We start from the raw sequence: 12,410 nt of genomic DNA, 5'->3' as shown, positions 1-12,410 counted from the left end.
GGATACTCTGTTTTAGATTATGGTTGACCTGGTCCGATTTCGAAATCCCTGCATCACCTTGACCCGGTCGGGAAAGAAATACTGGATTCCCGGTTCGGTCCCCATGAGGTGCACCTCGATGGCTCTCAAACAGCACTCCAGCGCCTCTCCCCTGTCGGAAAACTCCTGGGCGATACGGATGTTGCGTTCCAGCTGAGGCATCAGGTACTCGCGGAAATTCAGAACGAATTCCAGCGAGTAGGCTTTGCGCGCTGTAAAATACCCGGCCAGGATAATCATCGCCGAGAACAGCCCGTCGATCCGCTTCTCGACCTTGGCGATACTGACATCGTTGACGATCGAGTCGTCACGGTAGCGATAATTCAGGTAGCTTTCCGGCAGGCTGGCAATCCGCTTTGCGCAATGCACAAGACGCGGCGTGGTCGCCACGTCCTCGAACAGGATGGCCGGGTAGAAGATGTCGTTATCGAGGAACAGGCTGGTCTTGTAGAGCTTGTTCCAGGCTGCCCCGACGAATTTCGGTCTTTCCCCGAACATACTGTGCATCGTGAACTTGTTCCGGGCGCCCCCTGAAACCGGATAAGAGCCAATGTTGCGACCATCCGAGATGCGCGCGGCGGAACATTGCACGATGTCGGCCTGCTCACGCTGCATCGTCTCCAGCAGCCGGGCATACATCTCCGGTTCGATCCAGTCATCGCTGTCGACAAAACCGATCAGCGCGCCCGTGGCCGCCCGGATCCCGGTATTCCGGGCGGGTCCCAGCCCTTGGTTTTCCTCGTGCTGAACCAGCGTCACGCGGGGGTCCCGTTCCGCATATTCCCGGATCAGCTCCGCCGAATTGTCCGGAGAGCAATCGTCGACACAGAGGATCTCGAGGTTGCCATGCGTCTGCCCGAGGATCGAATCCAGGCATTCCCGCAGATAGGCTTCGGTGTTGTATACAGGAACGACGACCGAGATCAGGGGCGCGCCCCCGACCTCTTCAGAAGAGGCTGTCATAATCCACCTTCGGAAAGGAATTCAGCTTGCTGCCCGGCGTGGCGTTCAGAATCTCGATCCCGTTTTCCTCAGCCCACTTGGCAGCGGCGTCATAGGCCCGGTTCATCTTGACCACATCGGGCATTTCCCACACCTGGCCCTTCTCATGGTTGGTGTAGGCTGCAGAAAAATGGGTCTCCAGCCCCTTGCCCGACCATTTGCGGTCCGCGTTCACATTTTCTTCGGGGATCGGATAGTTATGATCTGTCCCGACCAGAATGATCTGCTTGCATCCCATGATGGCAGCGATCTGCAAAAGACCGACCGTCACTGTAAAGCCTTCGTGCAAGGCAGAAGGATCGTTCGAAAAGGTACACTGGCGCGTATAATCCAGATGCACCGGCACCATGTTCTGCAGCTTGGAAACATCGAAATGCTTGATGATCGTGTAGGGAAGAAACTTCACCACCTCATCTGGCATCTGCTCGGCGATCTCATCGGCGTTCTGATCCGCCAGCACGCGATCCTGCAGCATCCAGTAATTGTAGACAAAGCCCCATTGCTCAAAGCCAAGGAAGGCCCGGTTGGATCCCATCGTGATCTCGGTCCTGAGCCGGGTCATGTCGATCTTGTTGAGCGACGGTCCGTTTCCGATGACGAAACAGCGCTCCCCCGCGTGGATCCCCACAAAGTCCTGCAGGCTGCGCCCGAACATCGAGCGGAACACGCTCTCCATGGTGCGCGAGACCAGAGTCGCGTTGTACTTCAGCTTGTTTAGCTCATTGGTACGGGCCTGCAGGGTCTTTTCGGCTTTCGTCAGACGCGCTGCCAGATCGTCCATTTCGGCGAGCTTGCTTTCCAACGCTTCCAGCCGCAGCGCCGTGGCCTTGTCCATGACCAGCGGCGCGGAAGGCTGAGAGGTAGCCGGGAAAATCTTTTTCAGCATAGTATCACCTCAAACGGCTTTGGACGTGGCATCTAGATCGCCCTCGGCAGGCGCACCGGACATCAGGGCCCGCTTTCTGGCATATACCACGCCGCTGTAATTTTCCCCGACATGCTGCAGGGGACGGTATTCGGAATGGTCGCCGAACCAGACGGATTTCGCGATCTGGTAATCGAACCCGGTGTCATCGAGCACATCGATGATATCCCTGAGGTTATTTCCGGTATTACCCTTGCCGAAATGGTACTCGCAAAAGATGTTCTGCACGGCATCCAGCTTGTCCCTGACAGAGTTCATCACCTCTGCCTCGCTGCCTTCGATATCGAGCTTGAGAAAATCGACCGGTTTATCGAGATACTCGGCCAGGGCCACAGCATCCACCTCGACAGAATTCTCTTTCATTTCCTCGGTGATGGCACGCGGCGCCAGAGATGACGCCATGCTGTCCTCGGCGCTGGTAAACAGGGTTTGCCGCCCTGTTTCGCTGCTAAGAGCCGCCTTGATCAAGGTTACACCCGTGAGGTTGTTTCGGGTGATATTCTCCATCGCGACATTGTAGCAATCCTCATTCGGTTCGAAACCGATGACCTCCGCATTGGGATAGATCGCTTTGAAGAACAGCAGCGACAGCCCGATATTGGTACCGCCATCAATAATCCGGTGAGGGGCCTCGAAATCCTCGGAAAAGAAGTATTCTTCCCGAAAGATCAGCTCGTTGAGCTGAATCCAGAGAGCCTTGCGGTCAAGATAGCTGATTTCATAGTCCCAGAGCCGGAAGGGGTCGCCCTCCTCAAGCATCATGACATAATCGTTCATCGCTTCTTTAAGCTTGGGAATAGCCTGCAGTTTCCGGGCGGAGCCACTGAAAACCCGGGCATAATCCGCCAGCCGATTGCTTTCCGCCATCAGCTTGGGATGTTCCACGCTCCGCTGCTCTATCTTCTCGATCGATTTTTTCAGGGCGTTCAGCGTCGCATCCGGGCGGTTCTTCTGAATATCCGCTTTCAGTTTTTCCAAATAGGATCGGATCTCGTCCTGAACCTGGCTGTTTTCACGCCGCCCCTTCAGGAACAGTTCATGCAGTTCCTTTTCAAAGCTGACCTGGCGCTGATGCAGAAAATCACCCCGCTCGGCCTCTCTGGCAAGCAGCTTGTCCATCTGCTCTTGGAGGCTCTCGACTTGAGGTGCAATCTGCTTCAGCTGCGTCTCTCTCAAAACACGCAGATCTGACTGAAGTGCCTCGGATTTCAGGTTTTTCGTGATCGTATCCTGAAAGGTTTTCTGCGTCTGGAACATGAAATCATCGCGCTCGATCTGACGCTCGCCAAGTGCAGCGATTCGACGTTCCATTTCTTGGCGCTGCTGGGCCATTTCATGGCGTAGCTCATCCCGGCTTCGGTGGCTCTCTTCCTGAAAGCGCTCCCAATTCCGGTTCATTTCTTCAAGCAGAATAAGCGACTTTCGGGTACGCTGACGAACCCCGAAAATAACCCGATAAATAAACCGGAAGATTCCGAACCGATAAAAAAAGTTTCTCATTTTGCTCTCTTGTCTGACATCGTCAGCCGGAATGGTGAGACGGAGGCCTGAGTGACAGGCTTCGCTTGCAACGCCTCGTACCAGAAGCCTCGCGAGACACTAGCCAGATCAGGTCCAAAGCTTCAAGGCTTGGAGTCACAACAGCGACGGTCACAACATCTTGCGGCTTTGGGGGCACAATTCCGTTCTGCGCCTACAGCGGTGCCTGGTAAAAGGCGAGTGCGGCGCGACCCTCGGCGCGGTCGGAAAGGAAACCGCGCGCCGTATCCAGCGCCTCGCGGATGGTCACGTCCATGTCGAGGTAACGATAGGTCCCGAGCCGGCCCACGAAGGTCACGCCGCTGGTCGCCTCGGCCAGCTTGACGTAATCCGACAAGAGCGCCTTTTCCGCGACCTGCCGGATCGGGTAATAGGGGATGTCCTCGGGCTCTGCCGCGCGGGAAAACTCGCGGTAGCAGACCGAGCCTTCGTGCTCTTCCCAGGGGCTGAAATGCTTGTGCTCGGTGATCCGGGTAAAAGGCACGTCGACCTCGCCGTAATTCATCACCGCGCAGCCCTGGTAGTCGCCGTCATAGGTGAAACGCTCGAAATCCAGCGTCCGGTAGCCCAGCCGGCCCAGTTCGAAATCGAACCAGCCATCCAGCGGCCCGGAGTAGAAGACATGATCGTAATCGCCAGCCTGAGACCGGTCGAAAACAGTCTCTAACTTGACCTCAATACGCTCGTGATCAAGGATTTTCCCGATCATGTCCGTATAGCCGTTTTCCGGCATGCCCTGGTATTTGTGGAAGAAGTAATTGTCGTCGTAGTTGAAGCGCACCGGCAGGCGTTTCAGGATCGACGCGGGCAATTCGCTGGGGTGGCAGCCCCATTGCTTCATCGTGTAGCCTTTGAAGAACGCCTCGTAGAGGTCGCGGCCGACGAACCGCATCGCCTGTTCCTCGAAGGTCTGCGGATCCTCGATGCTGGTATCGGCCTGTTCCTCGGTAATAAAGGTGCGCGCCTCGTCCGGGCGCATGGTCTGGCCAAAGAACTGGTTGATCGTGTGCAGGTTCACCGGCAGCGAGAACACCTGCCCCCGCGAGGTCGTTTTGACCCGGTTCTTGTAGGGCATGAAGGTCTGGAAGGCGTTGACGTAATCCCAGACCTCGGCATCGTCGGTGTGAAAGATATGCGGCCCGTATATATGCACCATCACGCCGGTATCGGCATCGCGCTCGGTATGGCAATTGCCGCCGATATGGGACCGGGCATCGACCACGGTGATATCATAGCCCGCCTCGGCAAGATGACGCCCGATCACCGCTCCAGACAAACCGGCGCCTACCATCAGTAATCTGCCCTGGCCCATGAACTGCATCTCCTGCCTTACGAATCCTGAGCCTCCTTAGAGCAAGTTGAGACGGCAACCTCAACGTCCCAAAGGGCAGGCTCCGGACGGGGCTGGCCTTAATGTCGCAACAAGGGCACGGGGCAGGGAAATTCCACATATTTCGGGGGTACAGCCCCCAAGTTCCGCTACCTGCAGGGGCTCTCTACTTGCTCTGACCGGGTACAGGCCCTAAGCACGGATCACGAAATTTCGGACCCCTCGGACCATAAGGCCCCCATGTTCAGAAAAAAGACCGCAGCGCCCAAGACTCCCGCCGCCCCGTCCTACGCGCCGGCCCCAAACCCGGCCCCGGCCAAGGGACGCAAGACGCTGATCTTTCACATCGGGGATCACAAGACCGGCTCGACCTCGATCCAGCTCGCCTTTGCCAAGGGGCGCGTCTCGCTGAAGGATCGCAGCCTGTTCTACCCGGCCAAGCTTGCCAGCAACGTGCTCGGCGACCAGTGCATGGCCTATCATGCGGCGCAGACCGACGAGGAGCGCGCCAGGGCGGCACAGCCGCTGGAACGGCTGGCGGCCCGGGTCGCGGCCAGCGATGCCGATTTCGTGCTGATCTCGGCCGAGGCGATCGAAACCGTGCCCGCCGCGGTGTTTCGCGACATCACCGACCGTTTCTTTGCCGACAGCGCCGATGAAATCCGCATCATCGGCTATGTCCGCCCCCATGCCGCGCGTATCACCTCAAGCTTTGCCGAACGCACCAAGGTCGGCGTGCCCCGCGCCCTGAAAAGCGATCTCGACCAGTTTGCCGCCAACAAGCAGACCGGTGGCGAATTCATCTACCTGCCGCGCTTCACCGCCTGGCGCGAAGCTTATGGCGATGCCTTCACCCTGCGCCCGATGGTGCGCGATGCGCTCTACCGCAAATCGGTGGTAGACGATTTCATCCATTACGCCTTTGGCGGGCTGGAGTTCGAGATCACCGGCACCGATGCGGCCAATGAATCGCTCTGCGTCGAGGACCTGATGCGGCTCAAGGTGCTGCAACGGCATCTCTCGGCTCCCCGCGACCTGCGGCTCAAGGTGGGCTGGGAAATCGCCCGCATCATCGGCCAGATGCCGCCCCCGCCGCAAAGTACCAAGATCGCCCTGCACAAGACCCTCGCCCGGGCTATCCAGAAAACCTACATGGCCGATGCCCGCGCCATGGACGATACCTTTTTTGACGGTGCCCCGCTGATGCAGCAGGAATTGCAGGCCGCAGTGGACAAGGCCCTGAAAAAGCCGCAATCCGCCAGACCGGCCGATTACCTGCCCCCCTCCGAGATGCGCTCGCTCGACCTGATGTCGCGGATGATCGGCGGCCTGCTGGAAAACGACGAGGTCAACTGGCCTGCCTTCCTGCATGGCAAACGGCTTCGCGATGTGGAGGGAGAACCGGCTGAAAAAGGCCCTAACAAGGGCAGAAAGCAGGGGCGGAAGAAAAACAAGAGGCAAGAGGGCCGGGGCTAGATCCCTGCCGCAACGCCCCATCCGAGACGGGTACGAGTGAGAACGCAATGAAAGTCACGATCTACTTCGGTCACCACAAGGTCGGCTCGACCGCACTGCAAAGCTTCCTGTTCCGGAACCAGATCACCCTGATGCGGGCGGGCATTCTCTATCCCGGCGTCGAAAGCGAAAGCATGTCCTACATGGCCGCGCGCCTGCTGGAACATACCCCCCTGCCCAGCGGGCTGCGCAGCCGGGTCACGAAGGCCAGCAAGGGCGCGCCGCCGATGAACGCGCGCGAGCCGCATAATGCGCTGGCTTTCAAAATGCTGGCGCAGGCCAATAACGGCACCCCCCCGCCCTGGCACGAAGGTCTGCCCGGCGTCGGCCAGATGGTGCGGGCAATGCAGATGCAGGCGCATTTCCTGCAACCGGAAACCGTCGTCCTCTGCTCCGAGGTCATGGCCAATTTCGGCCCCCGCCACCCCGATATGATCGACAAGGTCCGCGACATCTTTCCCGAGGCAGAACAGTCTCTATATTGCGTATTACGCCGCCCCGATGAATACCTCGTAGCCTGGCATGCCCAGCGGATGCGCTTTGGTGACAAGGTCCGCGCGATCAGCGACGGCGCCGCTGACCATTACACCAAGACGATCCACTTCAACTATAAAAGCGTCATCGCTCCTTGGGTCGACCGTTTCCCCGGTGCGCCGCTCCATATCCGCAACTACGCCGATGTGCTGGCCTCTGGCGGTTCGGTCGAGGATTTCTTCGGCACCACCGGGCTCAGCCTGCCCCAAGGGCTCAAGACCAGCCTGCGCGCCAATGAAAGCCTGCCCCGCGCCGCGATGGAAATCGCCCGCCGCGCCAACCACGACCTGCCCGCACAGGAAGCCGGCGAGATGCGCCACTACCTGCTGACCAGCAAGAAACACATCACCCCCCTGCCCAATCGCGAGATCGAGATGTTCGGCGGCTCACTGCGCGCCGAACTGGCTGAAAAATTCGTCCCGATCCATGCCTACCTGTCCGAACTGACCGGGCAGGACGCGTTTTTCCCCGATATCGACGAGATGACAAAACCGCTCCCCATCCCGGAATCCGAAGCGGTGGCCGATTTTCTCTCCAAGATTCCGCTCAACAGTCTGCCAAACGACAGGTTGCGCGATTTCATTCAAGGCCTAGCCCGGGAATATGCGGCTACAGCATGATGTCCCATATCCGCCGGAACAGGCAAAAATCACTTTTTAGAGACGTAAGATGATCACCCTCCAGACCCTTATCCTCCCCGAACCGTCAATCTGTACCGAACTGTCGCTCTACGTGCAGACAGATGGCGCCACCGGGTTCTCCCAAAGCCGGCAAGAGCTCTGGGCCGGGGCAGGCGGCAAGCTCGGCTTCAACAGCTATTTCAACCTCTTCAGCCTCGACAAATGGATGAAAGGCTGCGGGCTCGACTCCCTGATCGTCGAACTGAACGGCTCGGGCCGTGCCTTTATCCGGGTGGTACAAACCTCCGCCGAACGCTCCTCCAACATGATCTACAGCGAAATCGAGACGCTCGAGGCAGGCGCTCCCTTTCAGCTCGACATCTCCGACCTGATCGATCGCTCGGTACAGGGTCTGGTTTTCGTCGATATCCGCGGTCTCGACGCCGATGGTTTCACCTTTACCAGCGGCCGCTTCGCTACCCGCGACACCCCCGCCGACCTGCCCCGACTGGCCGTATCGATCACGACGTTCAAACGCGAAGAACAGGTCCGCGAAACCGTCGCCCGCTTGAGCGATTTCATCGAAGGCTTTCCTTATGCCAAGCAGATCCACGTGCAGGTGGTCGACAATGGCAACAGCGCCGAAATCCCGGCTTCTCCCCGGGTCACCCCGATCAACAACCCCAATTACGGCGGTGCCGGTGGTTTCGCTCGCGGGCTGATGGAGGCTACCAAAGCCGGGTTCTCCCATTGCCTCTTCATGGATGACGACGCCTCCTTCCACATGGAGAATATCGCCCGCACCTACATGTTCCTCGCCTTCTCAAAAGACCGACGCAACGCGGTCGCCGGGGCGATGATCAACAACACCCATAAATGGGCGATGTGGGAAAACGGCGCATGGTTCGACGGCGCCTGCCGCCCGATTTCCTGCGGCGCCGACCTGCGCGAACCCAAGGAAGTGATCAAGATGGAGCTCACCTCCGGCCACCAGCGCCCGGCCACGCTCTACGGCGGCTGGTGGTTCTTCGCCTTCGCCATCGACCAGGTGAAACATCACCCATTCCCCTTCTTCGTGCGCGGCGACGACATCTCCTTCTCGCTGATGAACGATTTCAACATCCATACCCTGAATGGCGTGGTCTCCTTCCAGGACGACTTCTCCGAAAAGGAAAGTGCACAAACCCTATATCTCGACCTGCGCAATCATATCATCCAGCATCTCGTCACCCCGGAACTCGAACGCAGCGCGCTTGGCACCGCCAAGGTCCCGATCCGCTTCATCATGCGCTCGATGCTGCGCTTCCATTACGAAAGCGCCCAGGCTCAGCTGCTGGCATGGCAGGACGTGATGCGCGGGCCCGATTTCTTCGACGAAAATATCGACATGGCGCAACGTCGTGCCGACATTAAGGACATGATGGACGAAGAGGTCTGGCGCGACATCGACCAGGCCGACCTGAGCGAGAAAAAACGCCTGACAAAAATCTCCCGCCCGATCCGCACCCTGATCGGGACGTATACTCTAAATGGCCATTTAGTCCCGTTTTCCGCGCGGTTCTGGGACAAGATCAACCTGACCATGGCCGATCGCGGCATCGTCTATCCCGCCTACGGAGCCCGCAAGGTCACCTATCTCAGCGCCAACCGCGACAAGGCCTATACGGTCATCCAGTCCAAGCGCCGCTTCTTCGCGACCTGCTGGCAGATGACCAAGATGCTGATCCGCTTCATGCGCGAATATGACGACCTCAAAACCAGCTACCGCAGCGGCTATGACCGCCTCACCGCCCCGGAATATTGGCAAAAGAAACTGGGCTGATCCGCCTTTCTTTGGGTCTGAAAATATCCCGGGGGAGTTCGCAGGACGGGGGCAGCGCCCCCCTGCCCGGTCGGAACCTCAGGCCATCAGCGCCTGATGCACCTCGATGGCCTCTTCGAGATCTTCGAAATACTGCAGCCGCCCTTTTTCCAGCACCAGCCCCGCATTACAGAACTCGCGCACCTGCCCCATCGAATGATTCACCATGATCGAGCTCGAATGATGCATCCGGTCAGCAAAAACCGCCCGGCTCTTGCGTTTAAAAGCCGCATCCCCCACCGCCGTGGTTTCGTCCACCAGATAGGTATCAAAGCGGATCCCCATCGAGGCCCCGAATGCAAGACGCGAGCGCATGCCGCTGGAATAGCTGCGGACCGGCATGTAGAAGAACTTGCCCAGTTCGGCAAAATCCTCGACGAACTTCAAGAGCTCATCCGTATCCACCCCGTAGATCCGTGCGATGAATCGCACGTTCTGCGCCCCGGTCAGTTCCCGGTGAAACGACCCCCCGAAGCCGACAGGCCATGAAATCGAGCCATCGCTGACAATGCGACCCGAATCCGGGCGGATCGTACCGGAAATCATCTCCAGCAGGGTCGACTTTCCCGCCCCGTTCCGCCCCAGCAACGCCAGCGACTTGCCCGTCGGCAGGGTCAGGTTCAGATCGTCGATCACCACCCGGCGCTCGCCCCGGACCCGGAAACTCTTGGTCAGGTTCTCGAAACGGATCACCGCCTCAGCTCCGGTCCCGGATCGAATAGTAGATCAGCGACAGGATCGACCAGAACAGCAGCAGGAACAGGGCCGACAATCCGCCGAGGATGAACCGCTGCGGATATTCGGAATCCTGCGCCAGCGTCGGCTTGATATAGGTCGCGAGATACCGGCTCTGGCGCGCCGCATCGTCCCGCGCCGCCTCCAGCGCGGTCAGCGCCGCCCGATAGGACTGCTCCGCATACTCGGCGTCCACTGCAAGGCTTTCATACTCCGCGATCAGCGTCGGGTAATCCTCGCCCACCGCCCCGGTATCGGTATTGTCGCTGGTAAAGGTCTGGCGCTCGATCTGGATCCGGTCCCGGATCACCTCGATGCGCTGCTCCGCCTTGGTCAGACGCGGATCGCTGCCATTGGTGGTACCGCGCAGCAGGTCATATTCGATCAAGGCCGCCGCCAACTGCTGCTGGAGATTGCCCATCACTCCCATGCGGCTCTGCATATCCGCAGCCGGATCGACGATCCGGGTCCGGGTGCGAAAGCGGGTCAATGCCTCGCGCGCACCTTTCAGCCGTTCCAGCGCCTCTTCGAGATCGGCCCGGGCATAGCCAAGCGCATCCTCGCGCGCCCGCGCGTTCAGGTCGTTGATCCTGTCCTGGCTTTCGCGCACGATTTCAGCGGTGATCTTCTGCGCGGTTTCCGGATCAAAGGCCGAAACCGTCACTTCGGTCAGTCCGGTCCCTGAATCATAGGCAATGCCCACAATCCGGTGCCAGTACCAGACCAGATCCTCCATCGAAGCCTCGGGCCAGAGACCAAAAGCCCAGTCATGCGGCCAGACCTGCGTGTAATGCTCCCGCAGGTCGACATTAGCATTGACCGCCTCGACCATCTCCTGGCTCTGGATGAACTCGTAGAGGATATCGCTGTCCGAAGCCGCAGTGCCGCCGGCAAACTGCGCCAGCCCGCCCAGCAATTCGTTGGCCGCACCGCTTTCTTGCGTGCGCACCGTGAAGCCCGTGGTCGAGAGATACTGATCGGTCGCATGGGTGCCGAGGTAATAGACCACCCCTGCAAAGGGCAGCAGCACCATCAGCACAAAGCTCAGTATAAGCCCCCAATGGCGCTTTTTCATCCGCGCCGGACGGGCAATGGGTTGCACTTTCGCCGGATCGATCACCTCGACCTGTTCCTGTGCCCGCGCAGCCAGCCGTTCCTGCCTGCGTTTTTTCTTCAGCCCGCCGCCCTTGCCGCCACCTTTTTTGCCACCGCCTTTTTGCGCAGGCGGTGTGGCTTCGGGAACTTTACCGGTCTCGCGGGAGGTCACCGTTTCCTGACCGGGCGTCTCGTCCTTCCCGGTTTCCGCTTCCATCCCGGTTCGGCCATCTGCCCCATTATCGAGATTCATTGATCCTGGTTTCCTGCCTGTGCCTGTGCCCCTGCGTCGCGTCCCGCACCCTGTCTCCGCGGACGTGAAGCCATTTGTGTTCTGGCTTTATTTCTTACATAACCAAGGGCGTAAACACCAGCACAGACAGGCGTTCATGACCGCCCTTCCCCCGCCTCTGCCCCCTTCGGTTACACCTGCCAAGAACGGCGGACGCCGCTTTGCAACCCTGCGTACGGTGCTGGCGCTGATCCTGCGCGAGATGTCCACCAGCTACGGGCGCACACCGGGGGGCTATCTCTGGGCCGTGGTGGAACCTCTGGCCGCGATCATCGTGCTCAGCATCGGGTTTTCACTGATCGTGCGCACCCCGTCGCTGGGGACCAGCTTCCTGCTGTTCTATGCCACGGGCTACCTGCCCTTCGATCTCTACCAGAATGTCAGCCGGGCTACGTCCCGCGCCATTAGCTTCTCCAAACCGCTGCTGAAATACCCGGCCGTCACCTGGATGGATGCCATCCTTGCCCGGTTCTTCCTGAACAGCCTGACCTCCGTGCTGATCTCCATCCTGCTCTTAAGCGGCGTGATGCTGGTCACGGACACCCATGCGAGCCTCGACCTGCCCCCCGTGGTCACCGCGATGGTACTTGCAATGATCCTCGGGCTTGGAGTCGGAACAATCAACTGCGCGCTGATCGGGCTGTTCCCGATCTGGGACATCGCCTGGTCGATCATTACCCGGCCACTTTTTCTCGCCTCCGGGGTTCTCTACACTTTTGAATCCCTGCCCCCTCTTGCCCAAAATATCCTCTGGTACAATCCGTTGGTGCATATCATCGGGCTGATGAGGGTCGGATTCTATTCGACCTATACCGCCTCTTACGTGAATGAAATTTACGTGCTTGGCGTTTCGCTGGGGCTGATGGCCATGGGACAGATCCTGCTCGGACGCTACCACCGGGATATCCTCAACCGCTAAGGAA

General features: G+C 59.1%; 10 protein-coding genes. 4 read left to right on the top strand and 6 right to left on the bottom strand.

Annotated features, from left to right (window positions below; genetic code table 11):
- Nucleotides 1-12: 12 nt before the first annotated feature.
- The 4 genes from MF268_RS23350 to glf form a co-directional block, all read right to left on the bottom strand.
- The gene (locus MF268_RS23350; RefSeq protein WP_238373132.1) at nt 13-1,002 is read right to left on the bottom strand and encodes a glycosyltransferase family 2 protein; all 990 of its coding nucleotides are present in this window, start codon (nt 1,000-1,002) and stop codon (nt 13-15) included.
- Nucleotides 986-1,927 carry a 6-hydroxymethylpterin diphosphokinase MptE-like protein gene (locus tag MF268_RS23345; RefSeq protein ID WP_238373131.1) on the bottom strand — a complete coding sequence of 314 codons (942 nt, stop codon included), beginning with the start codon at nt 1,925-1,927 and terminating at the stop codon, nt 986-988. Before MF268_RS23345 ends, MF268_RS23350 begins: the two co-directional genes overlap by 17 nt.
- A 9-nt stretch (nt 1,928-1,936) precedes the next feature.
- Complete coding sequence (locus MF268_RS23340) at nt 1,937-3,277, bottom strand: FkbM family methyltransferase (protein ID WP_238373130.1); 1,341 nt, start codon at nt 3,275-3,277, stop codon at nt 1,937-1,939.
- 382 nt (nt 3,278-3,659) lie between these two features.
- A complete protein-coding gene (glf, locus tag MF268_RS23335) occupies nt 3,660-4,817 on the bottom strand; it encodes a UDP-galactopyranose mutase (protein WP_238373129.1) in 1,158 nt (385 codons plus the stop codon).
- Nucleotides 4,818-5,075: 258 nt separating this feature from the next.
- On the opposite strand from glf, the gene MF268_RS23330 reads away from it, so the two are divergent.
- From MF268_RS23330 to MF268_RS23320, 3 genes are read left to right on the top strand one after another with little or no spacing between them, the layout of a single operon-like run.
- Nucleotides 5,076-6,311 (top strand): hypothetical protein, encoded by a 1,236-nt coding sequence (locus MF268_RS23330; protein WP_238373128.1) that lies wholly within the window; start codon nt 5,076-5,078, stop codon nt 6,309-6,311.
- Nucleotides 6,312-6,358: 47 nt separating this feature from the next.
- Nucleotides 6,359-7,504 (top strand): hypothetical protein, encoded by a 1,146-nt coding sequence (locus MF268_RS23325; RefSeq protein WP_238373127.1) that lies wholly within the window; start codon nt 6,359-6,361, stop codon nt 7,502-7,504.
- Between the two features lie 49 nt (nt 7,505-7,553).
- Nucleotides 7,554-9,326 (top strand): glycosyltransferase family protein, encoded by a 1,773-nt coding sequence (locus MF268_RS23320; RefSeq protein WP_238373126.1) that lies wholly within the window; start codon nt 7,554-7,556, stop codon nt 9,324-9,326.
- Nucleotides 9,327-9,404: 78 nt separating this feature from the next.
- Here MF268_RS23320 and MF268_RS23315 read toward each other — a convergent pair whose 3' ends face one another.
- Nucleotides 9,405-10,058 (bottom strand): ABC transporter ATP-binding protein, encoded by a 654-nt coding sequence (locus tag MF268_RS23315; RefSeq protein WP_238373125.1) that lies wholly within the window; start codon nt 10,056-10,058, stop codon nt 9,405-9,407.
- A 4-nt stretch (nt 10,059-10,062) separates the two neighbouring features.
- Entirely contained in the window at nt 10,063-11,448 is a 1,386-nt protein-coding gene (locus MF268_RS23310; protein ID WP_238373124.1) for a KpsE/RkpR family capsule polysaccharide export protein, read from the bottom strand.
- A 136-nt stretch (nt 11,449-11,584) separates the two neighbouring features.
- Here MF268_RS23310 and MF268_RS23305 point away from each other — a divergent pair, with 136 nt between their 5' ends.
- The gene (locus MF268_RS23305) at nt 11,585-12,406 is read left to right on the top strand and encodes an ABC transporter permease (protein ID WP_238373123.1); all 822 of its coding nucleotides are present in this window, start codon (nt 11,585-11,587) and stop codon (nt 12,404-12,406) included.
- Nucleotides 12,407-12,410 lie beyond the last annotated feature (4 nt).

This window comes from Heliomarina baculiformis (genome assembly GCF_019966545.1).
In the GTDB taxonomy this organism is placed as follows: domain Bacteria; phylum Pseudomonadota; class Alphaproteobacteria; order Rhodobacterales; family Rhodobacteraceae; genus Heliomarina; species Heliomarina baculiformis.
The sequence above is the reverse complement of the archived record's forward strand: the minus strand, read 5'-3'. Positions and strand labels throughout refer to the sequence as shown.